The 24,355-nt window shown below is 76.1% G+C and carries 20 protein-coding genes; 6 read left to right on the plus strand and 14 right to left on the minus strand.

Translation table 11 applies throughout. The annotated features are described in order from the left end of the window. Positions 1-82: 82 nt before the first annotated feature. Entirely contained in the window at positions 83-1,366 is a 1,284-nt protein-coding gene (locus tag LQU92_RS07150; RefSeq protein ID WP_230779385.1) for a heparan-alpha-glucosaminide N-acetyltransferase domain-containing protein, read from the plus strand. A gap of 133 nt (positions 1,367-1,499) precedes the next feature. Here the strand turns inward: LQU92_RS07150 and LQU92_RS07155 are convergent, their stop codons facing one another. Together LQU92_RS07155 and LQU92_RS07160 are read right to left on the minus strand one after the other, a co-directional pair. Then, a complete protein-coding gene (locus LQU92_RS07155; RefSeq protein WP_230779388.1) occupies positions 1,500-3,359 on the minus strand; it encodes a phospho-sugar mutase in 1,860 nt (619 codons plus the stop codon). A gap of 47 nt (positions 3,360-3,406) precedes the next feature. Beyond that, a complete protein-coding gene (locus LQU92_RS07160) occupies positions 3,407-4,255 on the minus strand; it encodes a purine-nucleoside phosphorylase (protein ID WP_230779391.1) in 849 nt (282 codons plus the stop codon). Positions 4,256-4,338: 83 nt separating this feature from the next. Between LQU92_RS07160 and LQU92_RS07165 the strand changes: the two genes are divergently transcribed. Continuing rightward, the gene (locus tag LQU92_RS07165; protein WP_101852681.1) at positions 4,339-5,760 is read left to right on the plus strand and encodes an NAD(P)H-quinone dehydrogenase; all 1,422 of its coding nucleotides are present in this window, start codon (positions 4,339-4,341) and stop codon (positions 5,758-5,760) included. Positions 5,761-5,839: 79 nt separating this feature from the next. On the opposite strand, the gene LQU92_RS07170 is transcribed toward LQU92_RS07165, so the two are convergent. From LQU92_RS07170 to LQU92_RS07225, 12 genes are all read right to left on the minus strand, one after another. Beyond that, positions 5,840-7,246, minus strand: a complete 1,407-nt coding sequence (locus LQU92_RS07170) for an MFS transporter (protein ID WP_230779393.1) — start codon at positions 7,244-7,246, stop codon at positions 5,840-5,842. 180 nt (positions 7,247-7,426) lie between these two features. Further along, a complete protein-coding gene (locus LQU92_RS15280; protein WP_230779396.1) occupies positions 7,427-8,113 on the minus strand; it encodes a 4'-phosphopantetheinyl transferase superfamily protein in 687 nt (228 codons plus the stop codon). Beyond that, positions 8,110-8,949 carry a thioesterase II family protein gene (locus LQU92_RS07180; protein WP_230779398.1) on the minus strand — a complete coding sequence of 280 codons (840 nt, stop codon included), beginning with the start codon at positions 8,947-8,949 and terminating at the stop codon, positions 8,110-8,112. The genes LQU92_RS15280 and LQU92_RS07180 overlap by 4 nt, the downstream gene beginning before the upstream one ends. An 8-nt stretch (positions 8,950-8,957) precedes the next feature. Further along, the gene (locus LQU92_RS07185) at positions 8,958-10,757 is read right to left on the minus strand and encodes a biotin carboxylase N-terminal domain-containing protein (protein ID WP_101852678.1); all 1,800 of its coding nucleotides are present in this window, start codon (positions 10,755-10,757) and stop codon (positions 8,958-8,960) included. 130 nt (positions 10,758-10,887) lie between these two features. Beyond that, positions 10,888-11,523, minus strand: coding sequence for a nucleoside triphosphate pyrophosphatase (locus tag LQU92_RS07190; RefSeq protein WP_230779401.1), 636 nt, complete (start codon positions 11,521-11,523; stop codon positions 10,888-10,890). A 133-nt stretch (positions 11,524-11,656) separates the two neighbouring features. Then, positions 11,657-13,201 carry an aldehyde dehydrogenase family protein gene (locus LQU92_RS07195; protein ID WP_230779403.1) on the minus strand — a complete coding sequence of 515 codons (1,545 nt, stop codon included), beginning with the start codon at positions 13,199-13,201 and terminating at the stop codon, positions 11,657-11,659. Between the two features lie 159 nt (positions 13,202-13,360). Beyond that, a complete protein-coding gene (locus LQU92_RS07200; protein WP_230779405.1) occupies positions 13,361-14,812 on the minus strand; it encodes a helix-turn-helix domain-containing protein in 1,452 nt (483 codons plus the stop codon). A gap of 174 nt (positions 14,813-14,986) precedes the next feature. Continuing rightward, positions 14,987-16,393 (minus strand): dicarboxylate/amino acid:cation symporter, encoded by a 1,407-nt coding sequence (locus LQU92_RS07205; protein WP_230779407.1) that lies wholly within the window; start codon positions 16,391-16,393, stop codon positions 14,987-14,989. Positions 16,394-16,462: 69 nt separating this feature from the next. Then, entirely contained in the window at positions 16,463-18,193 is a 1,731-nt protein-coding gene (locus LQU92_RS07210; RefSeq protein ID WP_230779409.1) for a DUF885 domain-containing protein, read from the minus strand. Between the two features lie 66 nt (positions 18,194-18,259). Next, positions 18,260-18,484 carry an acyl-CoA carboxylase subunit epsilon gene (locus tag LQU92_RS07215; protein WP_058858415.1) on the minus strand — a complete coding sequence of 75 codons (225 nt, stop codon included), beginning with the start codon at positions 18,482-18,484 and terminating at the stop codon, positions 18,260-18,262. Continuing rightward, on the minus strand, positions 18,481-20,064 hold the full coding sequence (locus LQU92_RS07220; RefSeq protein WP_058858416.1) for an acyl-CoA carboxylase subunit beta: 1,584 nt from the start codon (positions 20,062-20,064) through the stop codon (positions 18,481-18,483). The genes LQU92_RS07215 and LQU92_RS07220 overlap by 4 nt, the downstream gene beginning before the upstream one ends. A 210-nt stretch (positions 20,065-20,274) precedes the next feature. After that, on the minus strand, positions 20,275-20,571 hold the full coding sequence (locus LQU92_RS07225) for a YciI family protein (RefSeq protein WP_230779411.1): 297 nt from the start codon (positions 20,569-20,571) through the stop codon (positions 20,275-20,277). A gap of 128 nt (positions 20,572-20,699) precedes the next feature. Here LQU92_RS07225 and LQU92_RS07230 point away from each other — a divergent pair, with 128 nt between their 5' ends. From LQU92_RS07230 to LQU92_RS07245, 4 genes are read left to right on the plus strand one after another with little or no spacing between them, the layout of a single operon-like run. Continuing rightward, positions 20,700-21,596 (plus strand): biotin--[acetyl-CoA-carboxylase] ligase, encoded by an 897-nt coding sequence (locus tag LQU92_RS07230; RefSeq protein ID WP_230779413.1) that lies wholly within the window; start codon positions 20,700-20,702, stop codon positions 21,594-21,596. Beyond that, positions 21,593-22,243: a hypothetical protein gene (locus LQU92_RS07235; RefSeq protein ID WP_230779415.1), complete on the plus strand. Its 651-nt coding sequence runs from the start codon at positions 21,593-21,595 to the stop codon at positions 22,241-22,243. Before LQU92_RS07230 ends, LQU92_RS07235 begins: the two co-directional genes overlap by 4 nt. Positions 22,244-22,246: 3 nt before the next feature. After that, positions 22,247-23,404 carry an adenylate/guanylate cyclase domain-containing protein gene (locus LQU92_RS07240; protein ID WP_101852667.1) on the plus strand — a complete coding sequence of 386 codons (1,158 nt, stop codon included), beginning with the start codon at positions 22,247-22,249 and terminating at the stop codon, positions 23,402-23,404. Continuing rightward, positions 23,401-24,303: a PP2C family serine/threonine-protein phosphatase gene (locus tag LQU92_RS07245; protein ID WP_230779418.1), complete on the plus strand. Its 903-nt coding sequence runs from the start codon at positions 23,401-23,403 to the stop codon at positions 24,301-24,303. The genes LQU92_RS07240 and LQU92_RS07245 overlap by 4 nt, the downstream gene beginning before the upstream one ends. Positions 24,304-24,355: the final 52 nt, after the last annotated feature.

A 24,355-nucleotide genomic window follows, 5' to 3' on the forward strand; every position in this document is an offset into this window, starting at 1 on the left:
CCCCAGCCGATGCGCCGATCCGTCGCGTCCTGCCCGCACGGGCGGGGGCCAACCGACGGCGTCGAACCGCAGGGGGACCTCGATGACCATGGCACCGCACATGGCCCAGCACGAAGCACCGCACACCGCAGCGCAGGGGAGCGCGCCGGCCCGCCCGGGCGAACCCCGCGACCGGTCCCGGGCACGCCGGGGCAAGCGCCTCGTCGGCGTCGACGCCGCGCGCGGTCTCGCGCTCGTGGGCATGGTCGCCGTGCACACCCTGCCCGTCTACGACGCCGAGGCCCAGCGCGCCACGCTGTCCTGGTCCCTGTTCAGCGGCCACGCCTCGGCCCTGTTCGCCCTGCTCGCCGGCGTCGGTCTCGCCTTCGGCTCGGGCGGCCCGGCACCGCGCACCGGCCGGGCGCTGACGGCCGCCCGGTGCGCCACCGCCGTGCGCGCCCTGCTGCTCGGGCTCGTGGGCCTGTCGCTGAGCCTGCTGCCCCTCCCTGTGGCCAACATCCTCCCGTACTACGCGACCCTGTTCCTGCTGGCCCTGCCCTTCCTGGGCCTGCGCATCCGCCACCTGCTCACGGCCGCGGCCGCCGCGATGCTGCTCACGCCCTTCCTCATGCAGCTCGCCCTCGACGTCCTGCCGCCCGACGTGCACGGCAACCCCAGCCTGCGCACCCTCGCCGCCCACCCCGAGGCCGTGCTCCCGCAGCTGCTGCTCACCGGCACGTACCCCGCGCTGCCCTGGCTGGCCTTCCTGCTCACGGGCCTCGCGATCGGGCGGATGGACCTGCGCGAGGTCGAGGTGCAGGTGCGCCTGATGCTCTCCGGGGCCGGGCTGGCCGTGCTCGGATGGGGCGCCTCCGCCCTGGCCCTCGGGCCCCTCGGCGGCTACGACGCCATCGCCGCGGCCACCCCGCAGTACGGGACCGACCGGATCGACGAGGTCATCGTCTACGGCCCGGACCCGGAGCTGCCGACCACGACCCTGTGGTGGCTCACCGTCCCGGGCCCGCACACCAACACGCCCTTCGCCATCGCGCTCAGCCTCGGCACCGCCGTCGCGGCCCTGGGCCTGTTCCTGCTGCTGACCCGCGCGCCCGCCCCGGCCGCCGTCCTGCGCCCGCTCACCGCGGCCGGGGCCATGACCTTCACGCTCTACACCGCGCACCTGGTGTTCATGGCCCAGCGCCTGCACACCGGCGCCCCGGTGGCCTGGTTCTGGGCCCAGATCGCCACGGCCCTGGTCCTCGCCCTGCTGTGGCGGCGCCTGCTCGGCCAGGGACCGCTCGAGCGGGCGGTCGCGACGGCCTCGCGCGCCGCGGGCCGCGCCGTGCTCGGCCGCGGGCCCGCCGCGGCGCGCGGCGACGGGACCTGAGCGCCGGCGGGCACACCGCCCCCGTCGCCGGCCGGTCACCGAGGCGAGCGACGACGACGGGCGCGGCGGCGCCCTCCCGCCCGCCGCGCCGGTGCCGCGGGGGAACCGCGGGTCCGTCCCGGCGGGCGGTGTCCTACAGGCCCAGCGCGGTGCCCAGCTCGGCGCGCACCGCGGCCAGCCGCCGCGCGGCCGCGGTGCGGGCGGCGGGCAGCTGCGCCCGCTCGTCCACGGGCAGGACGACCTCGAGGTAGCACTTGAGCTTCGGCTCGGTGCCCGAGGGGCGCACGACCACCCGCGTGCCGTCCTCGGTGAGCAGCCGCAGCCCCTCGGTGGGCGGCAGCCCGGTCGCGGGGTCGGCGAGGTCCTCGGTCCGCGCGACCGCCGAGCCGGCCAGCGCGACCGGCGGGTCCTCGCGCAGGGCCGCGAGCATGGCGGGGATGCGGGTCAGGTCGGCCACGCGGACGCTGAGCTGGTCGGTCGCGTGCAGGCCGTGGGCGAGCGCGAGGTCGTCCAGCACGTCCTGGAGGACGCGGCCCTGCCCGCGCAGCTCGTCGGCGAGCACGGCCACCGCCACCGCCGCGCCGATCCCGTCCTTGTCCCGCACGACCTCCGGCGAGACGCAGTAGCCCAGGGCCTCCTCGTAGCCGTAGACGAGCCCGGGCACGCGGGCGATCCACTTGAAGCCGGTGAGCGTCTCGCGGTGGCCCAGCCCGGCCGCCGCGGCGATCCGGCCGAGCAGGCGCGAGGAGACGATCGAGCAGGCCAGCACCGCGTCCTCGCCCCGGCCGGCGGCCGCCCGCGCGGCGGCGGCGCCCAGCAGCGCGCCGACCTCGTCGCCGCGCAGCACCCGCCACGCGCCCCCGGGGGACCCGGGCGCCGCGGCGTCGCCGGACCGGTCCGGCCCTCCGGCCGCGCCCGGGGAGGCCGCCGGGGCGGGGGCCCCGGCGGCTCCGGGTCCCGACGGCGCGTCCGGCCCGGCGGGGCGCACCGGCACGGCCACCGCCACGCGGTCGGCGTCGGGGTCGTTGGCCAGCACGAGATCGGCCCCGACCCGGCGGGCCTCGGCGAGGGCCAGGTCCAGCGCCCCGGGCTCCTCGGGGTTGGGGAAGGCGACCGTGGGGAAGTCCGGGTCCGGCTCGGCCTGGGCGGCGACGGGGTGGACGTCGGGGAACCCGGCCCGGTGCAGCGCCTCCGTCGTCGTCGCCCCGCCGACCCCGTGCAGGGCGGTGTGCACGATCCGCAGGCGGCGCGGCGCGGCCGGCGCGGCGGGGGCGACCGCGGGCAGGACGGCCTCGAGGTAGCGCCGGGCGGTGTCGGCCGGCAGCACGGTCCAGCCGCGCTCGGCGCGCGGGATCGAGGCGACCGGCCCCACGCCGTCGATCCGCGCGGCGATCTCGCGGTCGTGCGGGGCGACGATCTGGCAGCCGCGGGCGGCGGGCTCGACGGTCCGCCCCCCGAGGTAGACCTTGTAGCCGTTGTCCGCCGGGGGGTTGTGGCTCGCGGTGACCATCACGCCGGCCTCGGCGTCGTGGGCGCGCACGGCCCAGGCCAGCACGGGGGTGGGCAGGGGCGCGGGAAGGAGCAGGGTCTCGATCCCCGCGGCGGTGAGCACCGCGGCGGTGTCCCGGGCGAAGACCGCGGAGTTGTGCCGGGCGTCGTAGCCGACCACGGCCCGCGGCGGGCGCTCCGGGCCCGCGCCGGAGCCGCGGGTCCGGGCGAGGACGTGCCCGGCGAGCCCGGCCGCGGCCCGGAGCACGACGACCCGGTTCATCCGCATCGGCCCGGCGCCCAGGGCCGCGCGCAGCCCGGCCGTGCCGAAGGCCAGGGTGCCGGCGAAGCGGTCGGCGAGCTCGGCCCGGGCGGCGGCGTCCCCGTCCCCGGCGCGGTCCGTCAGCTCCTCGAGCTCGGCGCGGGTGGCGGGGTCCGGGTCCTCGGCGGCCCAGGAGCGGGCGGCGGCGAGCAGGTCCTCGCCGGTGCGGGGGGCGTCGGTCATGGCGGGTCCTCCTGGCGGGGTGCTCGTCGGGTGCGGCGCGGGCGGGCTCAGAGCGCGGCGACGATCCGGGCCAGCAGCGCCGAGATCCGGGGGCCGGCCGCCCGGCCGGCCTCGAGGACCTCCTCGTGGGAGAGCGCGGCGGGGGAGATGCCGGCGGCCTGGTTGGTCACCAGCGAGAGCCCGAGCACCTCCATCCCGGCGTGCCGGGCCGCGATCGCCTCCAGGGCGGTGGACATCCCCACGAGGTCCGCGCCGAGGATCCCGGCCATGCGGACCTCGGCGGGGGTCTCGTAGTGGGGGCCGGGGAACTGGGCGTAGACGCCCTCGTCCAGGGACGGGTCGATCCGGCGGGCCAGCGCGCGCAGGCGCGGGGAGTAGAGGTCGGTGAGATCCACGAAGGTCGCACCCTCCAGCGGGGAGCGGCCGGTGAGGTTGAGGTGGTCGGAGATCAGCACCGGGGTGCCCGGGCCCCACGCCGGGTCCAGCCCGCCGCAGCCGTTGGTGAGCACCATGGTGCGGGCCCCGGCGGCGGCCGCGGTGCGCACCCCGTGCACGACCGCGCGCACGCCGCGGCCCTCGTAGTAGTGGGTGCGCGCCCCGATCACGAGCGCGTGGGCGCCGCCGGGCGTGCGGATCGAGCGCAGGGTGCCGACGTGGCCCTCGAGGGCCGGCGGGCTGAACCCGGGGATCTCGGCGGCGGGGACCTCGGCCACCGTCTCGCCGATCAGGTCCGCGGCCCGCCCCCAGCCGGAGCCGAGGGTCAGGGCCAGCTCGTGGGTGTCCACGCCGGTGGCCCGGCGCAGCGCCTCGGCGGCCTCGCGGGCCAGGGCGGCGGGGTCGTCGGCGCGGTCGGGCCGGGGGTCCCGGTGCGGGTGCTCGCTGTGCTGGGTGTCCACCCGCCCGAGGCTACCGCACGGGCGCTGCGGGGCCGGGGCGGCGCGGTTGCCGGGCCGTGACGGGCACCTGCAAGAATGGCCGGGTGAGTGCACACAGCGAATTCTCCATCCAGAAGCTCGTCATCATCGGCGGCGGCCCCGGCGGCTACGAGGCCGCGCTGGTCGCCGCCAGCCTCGGCGCCGAGGTGACGATCATCGAGAAGCAGGGCCTCGGCGGCTCCGCCGTGCTCACGGACGTGGTGCCCTCGAAGACGCTGATCGCCTCGGCCGACGCGATGACCCGCTTCGCGGAGGCCGCCGACCTCGGGGTGCACGTGCGCGGCAGCAAGGACGGCAACGAGATCAACGACCTCGCGGTCGACCTCGACAAGGTCAACACCCGCCTGCTGCGCCTGGCCGCCACCCAGTCGCGCGACATCAAGCGCGGCCTCGAGCGGGTGGGGGTGCGGGTGATCGCCGGCACCGGGCGCCTGCTGAGCCCCACGGAGGTGCAGGTCACCACCGAGGACGGGCTCGAGTACACCCTCGAGGCGCAGGCCGTGCTGCTGGCCGTGGGCGCCTACCCGCGGGAGCTGCCCACGGCGAAGCCGGACGGGGAGCGGATCTTCACGTGGAAGCAGCTCTACCACCTCACCGAGGTCCCCGAGCACATGATCGTGGTCGGCTCGGGCGTCACCGGCGCCGAGTTCGCCTCCGCCTACCGGGGCCTGGGCGCGGAGGTCACCCTGATCTCCTCCCGCGACCGGGTGCTGCCCGGAGAGGACGAGGACGCCGCCGTGGTGCTCGAGAACGTCTTCGAGCGCCGCGGCATGAACGTCGTCTCCCGCTCCCGCGCCCAGGCGGTCGAGCGCTCCGGGGACGGGGTGGTCGTCACGCTGGCCGACGGCCGCAAGATCGCCGGCTCCCACTGCCTCGTGGCCGTCGGCGGGATACCCGCGACCCAGGACCTCGGCCTCGAGGAGGTCGGGGTGGCCGTGGCCGACTCCGGGCACATCAAGGTCGACGGCGTCTCCCGCACCACGGTGCCGGGGATCTACGCGGTCGGCGACTGCACGGGCGTGCTGCCCCTGGCCTCGGTCGCCGCGATGCAGGGCCGGATCGCCGTGGCCCACCTGATGGGCGACACCGTCAAGCCGCTGCGCACCCACCTGGTGGCCTCCAACATCTTCACCTCCCCGGAGATCGCCTCCGTGGGCGTGAGCGAGAAGGCCATCGAGGAGGGCACCTACCAGGCCGACACCATCATGCTGAAGCTCTCGACCAACCCGCGGGCCAAGATGATGGCGGTCGAGGACGGCTTCGTGAAGATCTTCTCCCGCAAGGGCTCCGGCACCGTGATCGGCGGCGTCGTCGTCGGCCCCCGCGCCTCCGAGCTGATCTTCCCCATCTCGATGGCGGTCACGCACAAGCTGCACGTGGACGACCTCGCGGACACCTTCACGATCTACCCCTCGCTGTCCGGGTCGATCTCGGAGGCCGCCCGCCGCCTGCACGTCCACCTCTGAGCCGCCCGGCCCACGAGGAAGGCCCCCGCCGCCGGTGCTCACCGGCGGCGGGGGCCTTCGCCCGTGGGGAGGGGGCGCGTCAGCGGCGGGCCCCCACGCTGGTCATGTCCACGTCCTTGGTCTCCGGGGAGAACCACAGCGCCACGAGCGTGAGCACCGCGCCGAAGGCGAGGTAGAGGCCCACCGCGCCCACGCCGTGCTCGGCGTTGAGGTAGACCGCGACGTAGGGGGTGATCGCCGCGCCGAGGATCGAGGAGACGTTGTAGGCCACGCCCGAGCCGGTGTAGCGCACGTTGGTCGGGAACAGCTCCGGCAGGATCGCCGACATCGACCCGAAGGTCAGGCCCATGAGGGTCATGCCCACGGCCAGGAAGACCAGCACGCGCACGAGGCTGACGTCCTCGCCGGTGCCCACGGCGGCCGGGTTCATCAGGGTGCCGAAGAGCAGCCCGAAGCCGAGGATCGCGGCGGTGATCACGAGCTGGGAGCTGCGCCGGCCGTACTTGTCGGCCAGACGCCCGGAGACGGGGACCATGGCGGCGAACAGCAGCACGGCCAGCAGCTGGAGCACGAGGAACTCGCGGTAGGGGATGCCCAGCCCGCCGTTCTCGGGCTTGCCGATGCCGTAGGACAGGATCCAGGCGGTCATCAGGTAGAAGAGCACGTAGGTGGCGAGCATGATGAACGTGCCCTGGACGATCTGCAGCCACGAGGTGCGGAAGACCTCGGTCAGCGGGGTCTTCACCTTCTGGCCCTGCTCGAGCGCCTGGCGGAAGACCGGGGTCTCCTCGAGGCGGAAGCGCACCCACAGGCCCAGCACGACCATCACCACGGAGGCGAGGAACGGGATGCGCCAGCCCCAGGTGAGGAAGGGGTGGTCGGCGCCCTGCTCGGCCACGGAGACGAAGCCCATCACGAGGGTGAGCACGAGGAAGAAGCCGTTGGCGAGGATGAAGCCGAACGGCGCGCCCAGCTGCGGCCACATGGCGGCGCGGGCCCGCTTGCCCTCCTCGGCGTACTCGGTGGCCAGCAGCGCGGCCCCCGACCACTCGCCGCCCAGGCCCAGGCCCTGGCAGAAGCGCAGGACCGTGAGGATCAGCGGGGCCCACAGGCCGATGGAGTAGTAGGTGGGCAGCAGGCCGATGAGGAAGGTCGCGACGCCCATGGTCAGCAGCGCGCCGATCAGGGTCGCCTTGCGGCCGATGCGGTCGCCGTAGTGGCCGAAGATCACGGAGCCGATGGGGCGGGCCACGAACGCGGCGGCGAAGGTGGCCATGGAGGCCAGCAGCTTCGCGGTCTCGTCCTGGCCCGTGAAGAACAGGGCGGGGAAGACGGCCACGGCCGCGGTCGCGTAGACGTAGAAGTCGTAGAACTCGATCGTGGTGCCCACGAGGGACGCCATGATCACGCGGCGGCGGGGAACGGCGGTGGCGGAGGACAGCGAGGGGGCGGACGCGGCGTCCGCCCCGGTCACCGATGAGGACATGGGGATACCTCGGAACAGTTCGCGGTGGGTGGGGAACAACCCCCACATGCTACGCGGGCCGTCCGCATGCTGAGTCGTTCGTCCCACATCGTGGACACATAGGGGGCCGCCCACGGACCGCTCGCCGGTCCGGCCCCGGGGAGGGGCCGGCGCGCGGCGCGCCCGGTCGCTGCCCGTGGCTCAGCAGGCGCGCACCGTCAGCGCCGCCCGGACGGTGCGCGGCAGCCCCTCCAGGTCGAGGGTCCGCCAGCCGGGCACGGGCCGGGCGGGCTCGGGGCCGGCGCCGACGAGGTCGAGGGCCGGGTCCCGCGACAGGCCGGTGCCCATCGCCTTGAGCAGCGACTCCTTGCGCACCCACACGACGGTGGTCGCCCGCGCCCGCCGGCCGCGGCGCACCCGGGCGAGCGCGCGCTGCTCCTCGGGGTGGAGGACGGCGGCCATCTGCCGGGCCGCCGCGAGGGAGGGGACGGTCTCGAGGTCGGCCCCGAGCTCGCGCGGGCCGGTGGCGAGCAGGACGTGCTCGCCGCTGGAGCTCAGCGAGAAGTGCACGCCGGGCACCCCGGGCTTGCCGTGGCGCCCGGCGGGGCCGGGCAGCGGCGCGATCGGCACCGCGGCGGGGTCCGTGCCGAGCCGGGCGGCGAGCACGGCGCGCAGCAGGCACCGGCGGGCCTCGAAGGCGTCCCGGTCGGCGGCGCGCCGGAGCCGGTCCCGGCGGGCGCGCTCGGCGGCGTCCAGCCAGGCGGGGGCCACGGTGCGCGCCCAGGGCACGAGCCGGGCCAGGCGGGCGTGCACGAGGGCGGTGCCCTCCGCGCCCGGGGGCACGGGCAGCCGGGCGCCCGGGACCCCGGACGCCCCGGGGCCGCTCACCGGAGCGGGTCCGAGGGCGGGGCCGACGACGACGGGCCCGCGCACGCGGCGAGGTCGGCGAGCAGCTCGTCCCGGTGCTCGGCCAGCGGGTGGTGGCCGCCCTCGTACTCGCGCACGTTCACCGGCCCGGTGGCGGCCGCCCGCCAGCCGGCCATGGCCGCCGCGCCCACCGTGGCGTCGCGGGTGCCGCGCAGCAGCAGCAGCGGGGCGGCCACCGGGGCGGGCAGCCGGTCGTGGGCCAGGGACAGGCGCAGGTCGGCGCGCAGCACCGGCAGCGCCAGGGCCAGCAGCTCCGGGTCGGCCAGCACCGCCTCCGGTGTCCCCCCGAGCCCGCGCAGCCAGCGCACGAGGGCCTCGTCCGAGTCCAGCTCGTCGGCGCGCAGCCCGGCCGGGCCGTCCCCGTCCGCGGGCTCACCGGGGCCGGGCCCGTCGGTTCCGGGGGCGGCCTTGGCGGAGAGCGCCAGCAGCGCGGGGCGCAGCCCGTGGCGGTGCTGGAGGGCCGAGGCGAGCTCCGCGGCCACGGCCGCGCCCATGCTGTGGCCCAGGACCACGAGCGGGACCCCGTCCCCGGCCCACGGCGCGGCGGCGGCCGCGGCGGCGGCCTCCTCGGCGAGGACGGTCAGGGACGGGGCGGCCGGGTCCCGGAAGCGGGACTCGCGGCCGGGGTACTGCACGCCGAGCACGTGGACGTCCTCGCGCACGAGGAAGCGCCAGTACCCGGCGGCGGCCCCGGAGGGCGGGCAGCACAGCACCCGCAGCCGCGGGGCGGCCGCCGGGGCGCCGGTGCGCAGCCGGGCCTGCGCCGAGAGGTCGACGAGGCTGCGGGGCTCGCTCACGGCCGGTCTCAGGAGATCGTGGCCAGGACCGTGCCCGCGGAGACGGTGTCCCCGGGGGTCACCGAGAGCCCGGAGACCGTCCCGGCCTTGTGGGCGGTCAGCGGCTGCTCCATCTTCATGGCCTCGAGCACGAGCACGAGGTCGCCCTCGGCGACCTCGTCGCCGTTGTCGACCGCGATCTTCACGATCGTGCCCTGCATGGGCGAGGTCAGCCCGTCCCCGCCGGCCGCGGCCGCGGTGCCGCCGCGGCTCGCGCGGGACCGGCGCGGCTTGGGCGCGGACCCGGCCGGCTTGGCGACCCCGGCGGCCGCGGCCGCCGGCAGGACGACCTCGAGGCGCTTGCCCGAGACCTCCACGACGATCGCGTGGCGCTCCTCGGCCTCGGGGCCCGCCTCGGGGGTGCCCTCGAACGGCGGGACCGTGTTGTCGAACTCGGTCTCGATCCAGCGGGTGTGCACCCGGAAGGGCTCCCCGCCGGCCGGGGCGAACGCGGGGTCCTCGACCACGGCCCGGTGGAAGGGCACCACGGTGGGCAGCCCCTCCACGCGCAGCTCCCGCAGCGCCCGGCGCGAGCGCTCGAGGGCCTGCTCCCGGGTCGCCCCGGTGACGACGAGCTTCGCGAGCATGGAGTCGAAGTTCCCGCCCACGGTCTCCCCGGCCTCCACGCCCGAGTCCACGCGCACGCCGGGGCCGCTGGGCAGGGACAGGGCGGTGATGGTGCCGGGGGAGGGCATGAAGTTGCGGCCGGGGTCCTCGCCGTTGATCCGGAACTCGATCGAGTGCCCGCGCACCGCGGGGTCGTCGTAGCCGAGGGCCTCGCCGCGGGCCAGCCGGAACTGCTCGCGCACCAGATCCAGGCCCGTGACCTCCTCGGAGACCGGGTGCTCGACCTGCAGACGGGTGTTGACCTCGAGGAAGGAGATCGTGCCGTCGGCGGCCACGAGGAACTCGCACGTGCCCGCGCCCTGGTAGCCGGCCTCCTTGAGGATCGCCTTGGAGGACTCGTAGAGCCGGCGGTTCTGCTCCTCGGTCAGGAACGGGGCCGGGGCCTCCTCGACGAGCTTCTGGTTGCGCCGCTGCAGCGAGCAGTCGCGCGTGGAGACGACCACCACGGTGCCGTGGGCATCGGCCAGGCACTGGGTCTCGACGTGGCGGGGGGCGTCGAGGAAGCGCTCCACGAAGCACTCCCCGCGCCCGAAGGCGGCGGTGGCCTCGCGCACGGCCGACTCGTAGAGCTCGGCGACGGCCTCGCGCTCGCGGGCGACCTTGATCCCGCGCCCGCCGCCGCCGAAGGCGGCCTTGATGGCGATCGGCAGCCCGTGCTCGTCGGCGAAGGCGAGCACCTCCTCGGCGGAGGAGACGGGGTCGGTGGTGCCCGGCACCTGCGGGGCCCGGACCTTCTCGGCGATGTGCCGGGCGGCGACCTTGTCCCCGAGCTTGGCGATCGCCGCCGGGGGCGGGCCGATCCAGGTCAGCCCGGCCTCGAGCACGGCCAGCGCGAAGTCGGCGTTCTCGGAGAGGAACCCGTAGCCCGGGTGCACGGCGTCGGCCCCGGAGCGGGCGGCGACCTCCAGGAGCTTGTCGGCCACCAGGTAGGACTCCGCGGCGGTGGCCCCGCCCAGCGCGTAGGCCTCGTCGGCCATCCGCACGTGCAGCGCGTCCCGGTCCGGCTCCGCGTAGACCGCCACGGAGGCGATCCCCTCGTCCCGGGCGGCGCGGATCACGCGCACGGCGATCTCGCCGCGGTTGGCCACGAGGACCTTGGTGATGGGGCGGATGGCGCCGTCCGCAGGGCTGTGGTGGGTCACGTTGCACTCCTTGTCGAAATCCTCGGATGCACTGTATTCCCCGGCGCGCTCGATCGCCCAACCACCGGCCGGGCCGCCCGAAATGCGCCCCGGTTTCTGTAGGACTCCTACAAAGGAGCGGCCGGGGTGCTCAGGGGCGCGGGGTCCACAGCTCGGGCACGCCCACCCCGGCCTCCGCCAGCAGGCGGCGCAGCACCGCCAGGCTCAGGCCGACGACGGCGTGCACGTCCCCCTCCACGCGCTCGACGAACGAGGCCCCGAGGGAGTCGATGGTGAAGGAGCCCGCCACGTGCAGGGGCTCGCCGGTGGCGACGTAGGCGGCGACCTCGTCGTCGGACATCGGCGCGAAGAAGACCTCGGCGCTCGCCGGGGCGCCCCCGGCGAAGCCCGTGCCGCCGACGGCGGGCTCGCGGGTGTCCACGAGCCAGTGCCCGGTGTGCAGCACGCCCGAGCGACCGCGCATCGCCCGGATGCGGGCGGTGGCCACGGCCGGGTCCAGCGGCTTGCCGTGGACCTCGCCGTCGAGGGCGAAGACCGAGTCGCAGCCCAGCACGAGGGCCCCGGCGGCCTCGGGCAGCTGCGCGACGGCCTCGGCCTTGGCGCGGGCCAGGACCATCGCGGTCTGCTCGGGGCCGGTCACCCCGCGCTCGGCGACGACCGCGTCCTCGTCGACGTCGGAGACCAGCCGGTCGTGGGCGATGCCGGCGTCGGCCAGCAGCTTGGTGCGGGCGGGGGAGCGGGAGGCGAGCACGAGGCGGGGAGTCACGGCCCCAGGATACGCACCCGCCCGCCCCGCGTCCGGGGTCCCCGGGCACGCCGAGGGGCGGCGTCCGGCGGCTCCGACCCGGTCGGAACCGCCGGACGCCGCCCCTCGGCGCACGCGCGGGCGGGCGGACGGCCTAGAAGAAGCCCTGGGCGTCCTCGGAGTAGGAGACCAGCAGGTTCTTGGTCTGCTGGTAGTGCTCGAGCATCATCAGGTGGTTCTCCCGCCCGATGCCCGAGGACTTGTAGCCGCCGAACGCCGAGTGCGCGGGGTAGTTGTGATACTGGTTCACCCACACGCGCCCGGCCTCGATGTCCCGCCCGGCCCGGTAGGCGAGGTTGCCGTTGCGGGCCCACACCCCCGCACCCAGGCCGTAGAGCGTGTCGTTGGCGGTGGCGATCGCGTCGGCGTAGTCGGTGAAGCGGGTCACCGACAGCACCGGCCCGAAGATCTCCTCCTGGAAGATCCGCATCGAGTTCCGCCCCTCGAACACGGTGGGGGTGACGTAGTAGCCCTCGGCGAGGTCGCCGTCCAGGACGTTGCGCTCGCCGCCGATCAGCACCTTCGCGCCCTCCTGCTTGCCGATGTCGATGTAGGAGAGGATCTTCTGCAGCTGGTCGTTGGAGGCCTGCGCGCCGACCTGGGTGTTGAGGTCCAGCGGATTGCCCTGGACCATGCCGCGCACCCGCTCGAGGCCGTCGGCGAGCAGCCGGTCGTAGATGCCCTCCTGGATCAGGGCGCGCGAGGGGCAGGTGCAGACCTCGCCCTGGTTGAGGGCGAAGAACGCGAAGCCCTCCAGGGCCTTGTCGTAGAAGGAGTCCTGCGCCGCGGCGACGTCCTCGAAGAAGATGTTCGGGGACTTCCCGCCCAGCTCCAGGGTGACCGGGATGATGTTCTGGGACGCGTACTGCATGATCAGCCGGCCCGTGGTGGTCTCGCCGGTGAAGGCGATCTTGCGGATCCGGGGGTTCGAGGCCAGGGGCTTGCCGGCCTCCGCGCCGAAGCCGTTGACCACGTTGACCACGCCCGGGGGCAGCAGGTCGGCGAGCAGCTCGACGAGCACGAGGATCGAGGCCGGGGTCTGCTCGGCGGGCTTGAGGACGACGGCGTTGCCCGCCGCGAGGGCCGGTGCGAGCTTCCACACCGCCATGAGGATGGGGAAGTTCCAGGGGATGATCTGCCCGACCACGCCCAGCGGCTCGTGGAAGTGGTAGGAGGTCGTGTTGTCGTCGAGCTGGGAGAGCGTGCCCTCCTGGGCGCGGATGGCCCCGGCGAAGTAGCGGAAGTGGTCGACGGCCAGGGCCAGGTCCGCGTTGATGGTCTCGCGCACCGGCTTGCCGTTGTCCCAGGTCTCGGCCACGGCGAGCATCTCGAGGTTCTGCTCGATGCGGTCGGCGATCCGGTGCAGCACCAGCGCGCGCTCGGCCGCCGGGGTCCTCCCCCACGCGGGGGCGGCGGCCCAGGCGGCGTCGATGGCGGCCTCGACGTCCTCGGCGGTGCCGCGGGCGATCTCGGTGAAGGGCTTGCCGTTGACCGGGGAGATGTCCTCGAAGTACTGGCCCTTCACGGGCGGGACCCACTGCCCGCCGATCCAGTGCTCGTAGCGGGGCTTGAAGGAGACCTTCGAGCCCTCGGTGCCGGGCTGGGCGTAGGTGGTGGTGGCCTCGACGTCGACGGTCATGGGATCGCGCTCCTCGTGCGTGCGGGGGCGGCCTGCGGCGGCCCCGTGCGGCGGGTTCGGCGCGGACGGTGCGCCGGACCCCGGTGTGATGCGGCTCACGCTACGGGCCGCCGCGTTGCACGCGCGTTGCACGCCGTGTCGCCCGAGGTGGGGCGCGGGTCAGGCGCCGAGGCGCTCGAGCTCCAGGACCGCGCGGGCGCGGGCGGGGGAGCGGGCCGGCAGCAGGCGCAGCAGCAGGGCCCAGGCCTCGGCGTCGTCGGCGGCCTCGGGCAGGGCCAGGTACTGGCGCACCGCCTCGGCGGAGCCGTCGGTGAGCACGGCCTCCCGCAGCAGCCCGGCGAGGCGGTGGCGCAGGGCCACGACCCAGGGCGCCTCGGAGCGGGGCAGCAGCGGGCCGGGGTAGGCGCGCAGCGCGCGGCGGTGGGCGCCGCGCTCGAGCAGCCCGAGCACCTGTCCGGCGTCGGAGTCCAGCGGGGCGGTGAGCCGGTAGGGCCGCGAGGCGATGCCGAGCCCGAGCGGGGCGAGCAGCCGGCGCAGCCGCAGGACCTCGGCGCGCACCGTGGCCTCCTGGGCCCGCCCGTCCCACAGCCGCTCCGAGAGCTCCGCGGTGCTCAGTCCTCCCGGCGTCCGGGCGAGCGCGAGGAGGATCTCGGCGTGGCGCTCGGTGAGCTCGTGCTCCTGCTCCCCGGCCACCAGGGCGGGAGGGTGCCCGCCCAGCACGCGCAGCGCCGTCACCGTGGCGCGCGTCCCGGCGGACGGGGCCCGGTCCCCGGGGTCCTGCCCGGGACCGGCCGCGCCCGCCGGGGTCCGCCCGCTCGTCGTGGGCGGCGCCGTCGCCCGCGTCCCGGTGCGCCGGCCCGTCGCGACCGGGGCCGGCTCCGCGGGCGCCCGGCCGCTCCCCCCGGACGGGACCGGCCCGGGCGTGGCTGCCGGGCGGGTCCCGGGCGGGAGCTCGGGGCTCCGGACGGTGTCCGCGGCCGGGCGGGGGGCGGGCGTGCCGGGGGCGGCCGGGCCGGCGGGGTCGGCGCGCAGGGCGAGGGCGAGCTCGGCGCGGGCCGCGCGCACCGCGGCGCCGATGAGGGCCCGGGCCGCCGGGGCCGCCGCGGCGTCCCCGCCGGTGAGGTCGACCGCGCCGAGCAGCTCCCCCGTGACGGGGTGCAGCAGCGGGGCGGCGGTGCAGGACCACGGGTGGGCCTCGGGGTAGAAGTGCTGCTCGCGGTGGACGGTCACCGTGCGGCGCAGCACGAGGGCGGTGCCGGGGGCGTTGGTGCCCACGGCCTCCTCGGACCAGTCGGCCCCGGCCACGAAGCCCATGTCCTCGGCCCGGCGCCGGGTCGCGGCCGCCCCGCGCACGTGCAGCAGCACCCCGTCCGGGTCGGTGACGGCCACGACGAGCCCGGTGTCCTCGGCCAGGGGGGTCAGCAGCTCGTCGAGCACCGGCAGCAGCAGGCGCAGCGGGGCCCGGCCCTCGCGCAGGGCCTCGTGCAGGCCCGCGCGGTCGAGCACGAGCCGGGGTGCGCAGCGCTCCGGGGCGGCCAGCCGCCGCAGCGACCGGTCCCACGACAGCCGCAGCTGGGGGTCCGTCGTCGTGCCCCCGCCTGGTCCGCCCATGCCTCGCCCTCCGCCTCCGCGGTGTGATCCGGATCTCGTTCCCGCCCAGGGTAGCGGCGACGGCCCGGGACACGCGCGAGGGGCGGGGAACTGCCGGAATGCGTCGGGCATTCCCACAGATCCCCGCCCCTCGCGGCGCAGTAGTGCGGCGGCGCGGCGGTGCGGCGGCGCGGTCTAGCGGGTGCCGGCGGTCTCCGCCGGTTCCGGGGCGGCGCCGGCGGACGTCGCGGACTCGGCGGGCTCCGGGGCGAACGGGTCCCCGGCGCGCGGGGCGTCGTAGAGCTCCCGGTCGAGGATGCCCTCGCGGCGGGCGACGAGCGTGGGCACGAGCGCCTGGCCGGCGACGTTGAGCGCGGTGCGGCCCATGTCGATGATCGGGTCCACGGCCAGCAGCAGCCCCACGCCGTCCAGCGGCAGGCCCAGGGTGGACAGGGTCAGGGTGAGCATCACGGTCGCCCCGGTGGTGCCCGCGGTCGCGGCCGAGCCCAGCACGGAGACCAGGGCGATGAGCACGTAGGAGGTGACGTCGAGGTCGATGCCGTAGAACTGCGCGACGAACAGGGCGGCGACCGCCGGGTAGACGGCGGCGCAGCCGTCCATCTTCGTGGTGGCGCCCAGGGGTACCGCGAAGGAGGCGTAGGCGCGGGGCACGCCGAGGTTGCGCTCGGTCACCCGCTGGGTCAGCGGCATCGTGCCCACGGAGGAGCGCGAGACGAAGCCCAGCTGCACGGCCGGCCACACGCCGGAGACGAACTGCTTCACGGACAGCCCGTGCAGGCGCACGAGCACGGGGTAGACCACGAGGGCCACGACGAGCAGGCCGGCGTAGACGGTGGCGACGAAGGCCAGCAGCCCGCCCATGGAGGTCCAGCCGTACTCGAAGACGGCCCTGCCGATCAGCCCGAGGGTGCCCAGCGGGGCGAGGCGGATGATCCACCACACGACCTTCTGGACCACGGCCAGCGCCGAGCGGACCACGGCCAGGAACGGCTCGGCGGGTTCGCCGACCTTCAGGGCGGCGATGCCCACGGCGGCCGAGACGACGAGCACCTGCAGGACGTTGAAGCTCGTGGTGGTGGCCACCGCCCCGGCCCCGGTCACGGTGGAGGAGGCCTGCAGGCCCAGGAAGTTGCCCGGGACCAGGCCGGTGAGGAACGCGAGCCAGGACCCCTGGGTCCCCTCGTAGGACTCCGCGGGGGCGCTCGCCCCGGTGCCGGCCCCGGGCTGGACCACGAGCCCGAGCACGAGGCCCACGACCACGGCGATCAGCGCGGTGATGCCGAACCACAGCAGCGTCTTCCAGGCCAGCCGGGCCGCGTCGGAGACCTCCCGGAGGTTGGCGATCGAGGAGATGACGGCGGTGACCACGAGCGGGATGACCGCGGCCTTCAGCAGGGTGACGTAGCTGGTGCCGATCGTGTCGAGGGCGGTCATCAGCCCGTTCGGGTCGGTGTCGGGATCACCGCCCAGCGCGTCGGCGGCGAGGCCGAGGGCGACGCCCAGGACGAGGGCGAGGACGATCTGCGGCCCGAAGGCGGTGGCCCAGCGGGGCAGACGCGGAGTGCTTGAAGCGGAAACCATGGGCGCCACAGTACGGCGGCGCACAATAGCGTGTCGAGCTCGTGTGACGCGTTTGTGACGTCGGGCAGATCACAGGTTCAGGGCGAACTCCAAGGTGTCGAGGCCCACGGATCCCAGCCGCAGCGCCCGCGTGTGGAAGTCCCGGAGCCGGAACCGCGCCCCGGCGGCCGCGCGCGCGTGCTCCCGGGACCGCTCCCACAGCCGCTGGCCCGCCTTGTAGGAGGGCGCCTGGCCCGGCCAGCCGCGATAGCGCAGCCACTCGAAGCGCAGCATCGGCTCGGCCATCACGATGTTCGCGCGCAGGAACCGCCAGCCGTCCTCGGCGCTCCACACCGCCCCGGGGCGGGCCCCGCCCAGGGCGTCCCCGAGCTCGCCCGGGACGGTGAACCCGCAGTGGAAGCCGATGTCGAAGACCACCCGGGCGGCGCGCAGACGCTGGGAGTCGAGCATGCCCATCCGGTCCCCGGGGTCCTCCAGGAAGCCGAGCTCGTCCATGAGCCGCTCGGCGTACAGGGCCCACCCCTCGCCGTGGCCGGAGACCCACAGTCCCGCCCGGCGCCACAGGTTCAGCTCGGCGGCGTTGGCCAGGGCGGTCGCGAACTGCAGGTGGTGGCCCGGCACGCCCTCGTGGTAGACCGTCGTCGTCTGCTCCCAGGTCGTGAAGTGCTCCGTGCCCTCGGGCACCGACCACCACATCCGGCCCGGCCGGGAGAAGTCCGCGCTGGGGCCGGTGTACCAGATCCCGCCGTCGTGGGTCGGGGCGATCCGGCACTCGAGCCGGCGCATGGGCGCCGTGATCTCGAAGTGGGTCCCGGCCAGCGCGTCGACGGCCGCGTCGGAGAGCTCCTGCATCCACGCCTGCAGGGCCCCGGTGCCGTGCAGCCGGCGGGCGGGGTCGGCGTCGAGGAACGCCACGGCCTCCGCCACGGAGGCGCCCGGGACGATCCGGCGGGCCAGCCGGCGCTGCTCGTCGACGATGTCGGCGAGGTGGTCCACGCCCCAGGCGTAGAGCTCGGCCGGGTCCACGGTGGCGCCGAGGAACTCCCGCAGCCGCAGGGCGTACTCCTCGGGCCCGACCGCGTCGGTTCCCCGGGCCCGCACGGTCAGCTCACCGGACAGGGCGTCGGCCAGTCCGGAGTAGGCCTCCCGGGCGGCGGCCGCGGCGGCGGCGACCTCCTCGCGCAGCGCCTCCGGGACGCGCCGGTGGCGGGCGAGCCGGTCGAAGAACCCGCCGGGCGCCGCGTAGCCGCGGGCCTGGCCGGCGGCTGTGCGCATCTGGTCGGCGGAGGCCGACCGGCCACGCGCCTGGGCCTGGTGCAGCGCCCGCAGATAGCCGGCCACGGCCCCGGGCACCGCGCGCAGACGCTGCGCGAGGGCCCGCCAGTCCTCGGCACCGCCGCGCGGCAGCCCGTCGAAGACCTCCCGGATCTCCTGGACGGGGGAGGCGATGTTGTTGACCTCCCAGCCGGTCAGCCCGGCCTCGTGCAGGTCCAGGCCCACGCCCAGCCGCTCGCGCAGGGCGTGGGCGGTGACCCGGTCGGTGTCGTCGGCCGGGGTGGTGCGGGCCAGTTCGGCGAGGGTGTCCCGGGCGGCCTCGGCCCACGCCCGCGGACCGTCCGGGCCGTAGTCCCGGTAGCCGGTCTCGTGCGGGCGGATCCCGTGCAGCGCGGCCTGCGCCGGGTCCAGCTCGAGGGTGCGGGCGTACCAGCGCTCGGCGACGGCGTCGACCGCGGTGGCGTGGCGGGTCCCGGCGGGCACCGGGTCCCCGGAGGGCGTGGTGGCAGACAGGTGGGCGGTCATGCGGGCCACCCTAGCGCCGCGGCCCCCGCGGTGCGCCCGGGCAGCACCTGGCCTCGGCCGGGCGGGTCACTCCTCGGCCCGGGAGCGCCGCCACGCGCCGCGGCCGGGGCGCAGCCGCAGGCCCAGGCGCATCCGGCGGAACTGGGCGCGCGGACCGGTGGCCGCCCGCTCGTCCTGCTCGGCCGGGGGCCGGCGGGCGAGCAGGACCGCGGTGACCGCCGCGACCTCCTCGGGGGTCGGGCTGCCGGCGACGAAGCGCAGCGCCGGCGCCTGCTGCTCGGGGGCGCTCACAGCGGGATGTTCCCGTGCTTCTTGGCCGGCTGCGTGGCGCGCTTCTCCCGCAGAGCCCGCAGCGCCCGGACCACCTGCAGCCGGGTCTCCGAGGGGGCGATCACGGCGTCCACGTAGCCCAGCTCCGCGGCCTGGTAGGGGTTCAGCAGCTCCTCCTCGTACTTCTGCACGAGCTCGGCGCGCAGCGCGTCGACGTCCTCGCCGCGCTCGGCGGCGGCCGCGAGGTCGCGGCGGTAGAGGATCTCGACGGCGCCCTGTGCGCCCATCACCCCGATCTGGGCGGTGGGCCAGGCGAGGTTGACGTCGGCGCCGAGCTTCTTGGAGCCCATCACGATGTAGGCCCCGCCGTAGGCCTTCCGGGTGATCAGGGTGACCAGGGGCACGGTGGCCTCGGCGTAGGCGTAGAGCAGCTTGGCCCCGCGGCGGATGATGCCGTTGAACTCCTGGTCGGTGCCGGGCAGGAACCCGGGCACGTCCACGAGGGTGAGCACGGGGACGTTGAACGCGTCGCAGTGGCGCACGAACCGGGCGGCCTTCTCCGAGGCGGCGATGTCCAGGGTCCCGGCGAACTGCAGCGGCTGGTTGGCGACGATCCCCACGGTGTGGCCCTCGACCCGGGCGTAGCCGATGAGCACGTTGGGCGCGTAGAGGGACTGCATCTCGAGGAAGTGGCCGTCGTCGACGACCGCCTCGATCACGGCGCGCATGTCGTAGGGCTGGTTCGCGGAGTCGGGCACGAGCCCGTCGAGGGCGAGGTCGGCCTCGGTGGTCTCCTCCTCCTGGTCGTGCTCGAGCAGCGGGGCCTCGTGGAGGTTGTTGGCCGGGAGGAACTCCAGCAGCTCGTGGACGAACTCGAAGGCGTCCTGCTCGTCCTCGGCCAGGTAGGTCGCGGTGCCGGTCGTCGTGTTGTGCTGCCGGGCCCCGCCGAGGGTCTCCATGTCCACGGTCTCGCCCGTGACGGTCTTGATCACGTCCGGGCCGGTGATGAACATGTGCGAGGTCTTGTCGACCATCACGATGTAGTCGGTCAGTGCGGGGGAGTAGGCCGCCCCGCCCGCGCACGGTCCCATGATCAGCGAGATCTGGGGGACCACCCCGGAGGAGCGGACGTTCATGTTGAAGATGTCGGCGAACATCGCCAGGGAGGCCACGCCCTCCTGGATGCGGGCCCCGCCGCCGTCGTTGATGCCGATCACCGGGCAGCCGTTGCGCAGCGCGAACTTCTGCACCTTGACGATCTTCTCCCCGTTGACCTGGGACAGGGACCCGCCGAAGACCGCGAAGTCCTGCGAGTAGACGGCCACGAGCCGGCCGTCGACCGTGCCGTAGCCGCTGACCACGCCGTCGCCCAGCAGCTTCTTCGACTCCATGCCGAAGGCCGTGGAGCGGTGGGTCGCCAGGGCGTCGAACTCCACGAACGAGTCCTCGTCCAGCAGCATCTCCACGCGCTCGCGCGCGGTGTTGCGCCCCCGGGCGTGCTGCTTGTCGATCGCCGCCCGGCCCGCGGGCGCCTCGGAGCGGGCGCGCCGGTCGTGGAAGTCGGCGATCTTGCCGGCGGTGGTGGTCAGGTCGTGGCTCATGGCACCTCGTGGTCTGCTGCGCGGCCGGCCCGGTCGGGGCAGGTCGGGGACCCGACCACTCTATGCCTCGCCCCGGGCGGGCCCGGTTGTAGGAGTCCTACAATTTCCGCCGCCCCGGCTTCGGCCCCGTCCGGCCCGCCCCGGAACCCGCCCCGGTCCCGGCGCGGAGCCGGCCGCGGGGCGGGCCGCGGCGCGGCGAGCGCAGGCGGCTCAGCCCACGCGGCCCAGCACGACGTTCCACGGGCGCACGGTGCGCTCGGTGACCACGCCGTGGCGCACCAGGGGGTCCTCGTCGGTGAGCCGCTCCACCTCGGCGGGCTCCGCGGCGAAGACCAGCAGCGCACCGGCGGGCCCGTCGTCGTCGTAGGGGCCGGAGGCCAGCAGCAGGCCCTGCTCCACGAGCCCGCGCAGGTACTCGCGGTGCTCGGGCCGGCGGGCGGCGAGGACGTCGGCGGGGCCGCCGTAGACGTAGGTGACGGCGACGACGGGGGGCTGCTCGGGGCTCACGGTGGCTCCTCGGGCTCGGGCCGGTGCCGGGTGCCCGTCCGGGCGCCTCCCGGTCAGCGCGGCTACTGTTGTGGACACCACGAAACCCTACGCGGGGCCGCCGTTCCCCGCCCGCACCGAGGAGCACCGTGCCCGATCCCCGCGCCCCCGGCGCCGACCTGCGGGACCCCGCCGCGCTGGCCGCCCTCGAGGCCGTGGGCCTGCGGCGGGTCGAGGTGCTCGACGAGGTCGGCTCCACCAACGACCACCTCGCCGCCGCCGCCCGCCCGGCCGGCGGGACGGATCCGGCCGCCGCCTGGCCGGACCTCTCGCTCGTGGCCGCGGGCCACCAGAGCGCCGGGCGCGGGCGGCTCGACCGGGTCTGGACCACCGAGCCCGGCACCGCCCTGACCTTCAGCCTCCTGCTGCGCCCGGCCGGGGCCGTCCCGCTGCCGGACTACCCCTGGCTGACGCTGCTCATGGCGGTCTCGGTCGCCGAGGCGCTGGCGGCCGAGGGCGTGGACGCGGCCGTGAAGTGGCCCAACGACGTGCTCGTGGACGGGCGCAAGATCGCCGGGCTGCTGGCCGTGCTCGTGCCCGGGGACCCGCCGGCGGTGGTGCTCGGCGCCGGCGTCAACGTCGGCCAGGACGCGCTGCCCGTGCCCACCGCGACCTCGCTGCGCCGGCTCACCGGCCGCGCGAGCCCCCGCCCCCAGCTGCTCGTGCGCGTGCTCGAGGCCTTCCTGCCGCGCTACCGCCGGCTGTGCGCCGAGCCGGGCGCCGCTGCCCCGGGCGGGGCGCTGCACGCGCAGGTCGCGGGGCGGATGGAGACCCTGGGGCGGGCCGTGCGCGCCGAGCTGCCGGGCGGGCGCCCGCCGCTGGTGGGCACGGCCGAGGGGCTGGGGGCCTCCGGGGCCCTGCTGGTGCGCGACGCGGCGGGGACCGTGCACGAGGTCACCGCGGGCGACGTCGTCCACCTGCGCCCGGCCGCGCCCGCCGCGGCGGCCCCCGGGGCGTCCGACGGCGGGGCGGGGGGCCGGCCGTGAGCGCCCGCCCGCCCCTGGGCGCGGGGGAGCGGGTGCTCGTGGCCACCCGCCCGCACGGGGTGCACCTGCTGCGCCCGTTCCTGGTGCTGCTGCTCGTCGTCTTCGCGCTCTCCCTGGCCCAGCGGGCCCTGGGGCTGGTGTGGCGGCCCACGGGCGAGCCGTGGCAGAGCCTGCACGCCGGCGCGGAGCTGCTGCTGCTCGCCGCGGCGGCCTGGGCCGTGCTGCGCCGGGTGCTGCTGCCCCTGCTGCGCTGGTGGCGCACCCGCTACGTGCTCACCACCCGCCACCTCGTGCTGCTGCGGGGCCGGCACGAGCCGGTGCGGCTGCCCCTGGCCGGGCTGCGGCACGTGGCCGTGGACGGCCCGCGCGCCCCGGCGCTCGGGCGCCGGGACGGGCGGGTCGTGGCCGACTTCGGCCCCTGGGGCGGGCTGCGCCTCGAGCACGCCCCGGAGGCCCGGCGCCTCGCCGACCTGCTGCGGCGGGCCGCCGACGAGGAGCTCGCCCGCTCCGCCGGGCCCGGTCCGGGCGCCGCCGGGGGAGCGAGCACTACAGTGGGACCCGACGCGGTCCCCGCGCCGCACCCCCGTCCGTCCGCCCGACCGCACCGCCTCTGGGGCGGGCGGGCCGCCCACCAGCAACAGGAGTGACGCGTGGCCAGTGAGGACCCGGAGCACGAGGGCGGGCCGTCGGTCGGCCCCCAGACGCAGCAGCTGAACCTGAACCTGCACAACCCCGTCCAGGCCAACCTCTACCGCTCGGCCGAGGCCAAGGCGGCCGTGCGGGCGCTCGAGCGGACCCTGCTGGGCTCCGAGCGCGCCCTGCGCCGGCGCGAGGCCGCCCGCCGCGGCGGGCTCTCGCTGCTGTCGGCGCGCAAGGTCTGGCGCGCCCTGGGCTTCCCGAACGTCAGCGACGACGACGTCTGGTTCACGGAGCAGGACTCCGAGGCGCTGCGGGTGCTCTCGACCATGGTCCTCGAGGAGAAGATCACCGAGGAGGCCGCGCTGTCCCTGGTGCGCTCGATCGGGCAGATGACCGACCGCATGGTGGTGTGGCAGGTCGAGGCGCTCGTGGAGGACATGGTCATCAACGACGGGATGACCGACGCCGCCGCCCGCCGCGAGCTGCTGCACCTGCTGCCCGACCTCATCGACGCCGTCGAGCAGCTGCTCGTCTACTCGTGGCGGCGGCAGATGAACGCCGCCGTGCAGCGCCTGGCGATGCGCGTGGAGCGCCCCGACGGGTCCACGGCCACCGGGCCCGTGGCCGACGAGAGCGGCGCGGCGATCCTTCCGCTGGCACGCGGGGTGGGCTTCGCCGACCTCGTCTCCTACACCGCCCTGTCCCGGCAGATGAACGAGCGGACCCTGGCCCACCTCGTCCAGCGCTTCGAGAACCTGTGCGCCGAGGTGATCTCGGTGGGCGGGGGCCGGCTGATCAAGACCATCGGGGACGAGGTGATGTTCCTCGCCGAGAGCCCCGAGGGGGGTGCTCTGATCTCCCTCGCCCTGGCCCACGCCATCCGCGAGGACCCCGACCTGCCCCAGGCGCGCGTGGCCTTCGTGTGGGGCCGGGTGCTGCCGCGCCTGGGCGACATCTACGGGCCCACCGTCAACCTCGCCTCCCGGCTCGTCTCCCTCACCGATCCGGGCTCCGTGCTCGTCGACGCCTCGACGGCGGCGGTGCTCGCCGGCGACGACCGCTTCATCCTCCTGCCCCAGCCCACGCGCAACGTGCGGGGCTTCGGGGACGTCCAGCCGGTCCTGCTCTCCCAGGGCTCCGGACCCGGGCTGGAGGTCGACCTCGAGTGAGCGCGCCGCTCGTCATCCGCGCCGGCGCCGCCACCGACCGCGGCCTGCGCCGGGAGACCAACGAGGACGCCCTCGTCGTCACCGCCTCCATGTGCGCGGTGGCCGACGGCATGGGCGGGCACGAGGCCGGGGAGATCGCCGCGGCGCTGTGCGTGCGCACGCTCGGGTCCTCGCCGCTGTTCACCCTCGCCGACCCGCTCGGCTTCCCGGTCGAGGAGCCCCCGCCGCCGCTCGACGTCGCCCGCTTCCGCGCGACCGTGGAGCGGGAGCTGCGCCTGGACCCGGACGTGCCCGAGGGCGCGATCGAGGCCGTGCGCCGGGTGCGCTCCGTGCTGTGGCAGGCCGACCAGCACATCCAGCACGCCTGCGCCGGGCGGGCCGGGACCACGGTCACGGGCGTGTGGCTGACCCGGATCGAGGACCGGGACCTGTGGATCGTGTTCAACACCGGCGACTCCCGCACCTACCGGCTGCACCCGCCGGAGGGCGCCGCCGCGGACGGCACCCCCGAGCTCGAGCAGCTCACCGTGGACCACTCCGAGGTCCAGTACCTCGTCTCCATCGGGCAGATCACCGCCGCCCAGGCGCTCGTGCACCCGCGGCGCAACGTCATCACCCGCGCCCTGGGCACCGGGCAGGTCTGGGAGCCCGACGTCCGCGTGCTGCCGGCCCGGCCGGGGGAGCGGCTGCTGCTGTGCTCCGACGGGCTGACCAACGAGCTCAGCCCCGCCCACATGGCCCGGGTCCTCGGGCGCACGGCCCACCCCAAGGAGGCCGCCGACGTCCTGCTCGAGGCCGCCCTGCGCACCGGCGGGCGGGACAACGTCACCGTGATCGTCGCCGACGCCGCCCGGGCGGGGGAGGCGACCGGGCCGCTGCCCGCCCAGCCCCCGGCCTGACGCCCGGCCGGACCGGGAGCCCGCTCGAACGGGGGCGGCCGACGGGCCGGGC

Source organism: Kocuria sp. LUK, assembly GCF_021012935.1.
Lineage (GTDB): Bacteria > Actinomycetota > Actinomycetes > Actinomycetales > Micrococcaceae > Kocuria > Kocuria flava.

Coding starts and splice junctions, on each gene's coding strand:
- LQU92_RS07150 (WP_230779385.1), top strand. CDS start 83: ATGACCATGGCACCGCACATGGCCCAGCACGAAGCACCGCACACCGCA.
- LQU92_RS07155 (WP_230779388.1), bottom strand. CDS start 3,359: ATGACCGACGCCCCCCGCACCGGCGAGGACCTGCTCGCCGCCGCCCGC.
- LQU92_RS07170 (WP_230779393.1), bottom strand. CDS start 7,246: ATGTCCTCATCGGTGACCGGGGCGGACGCCGCGTCCGCCCCCTCGCTG.
- LQU92_RS07195 (WP_230779403.1), bottom strand. CDS start 13,201: ATGACCGTCGACGTCGAGGCCACCACCACCTACGCCCAGCCCGGCACC.
- LQU92_RS07200 (WP_230779405.1), bottom strand. CDS start 14,812: ATGGGCGGACCAGGCGGGGGCACGACGACGGACCCCCAGCTGCGGCTG.
- LQU92_RS07205 (WP_230779407.1), bottom strand. CDS start 16,393: ATGGTTTCCGCTTCAAGCACTCCGCGTCTGCCCCGCTGGGCCACCGCC.
- LQU92_RS07210 (WP_230779409.1), bottom strand. CDS start 18,193: ATGACCGCCCACCTGTCTGCCACCACGCCCTCCGGGGACCCGGTGCCC.
- LQU92_RS07220 (WP_058858416.1), bottom strand. CDS start 20,064: ATGAGCCACGACCTGACCACCACCGCCGGCAAGATCGCCGACTTCCAC.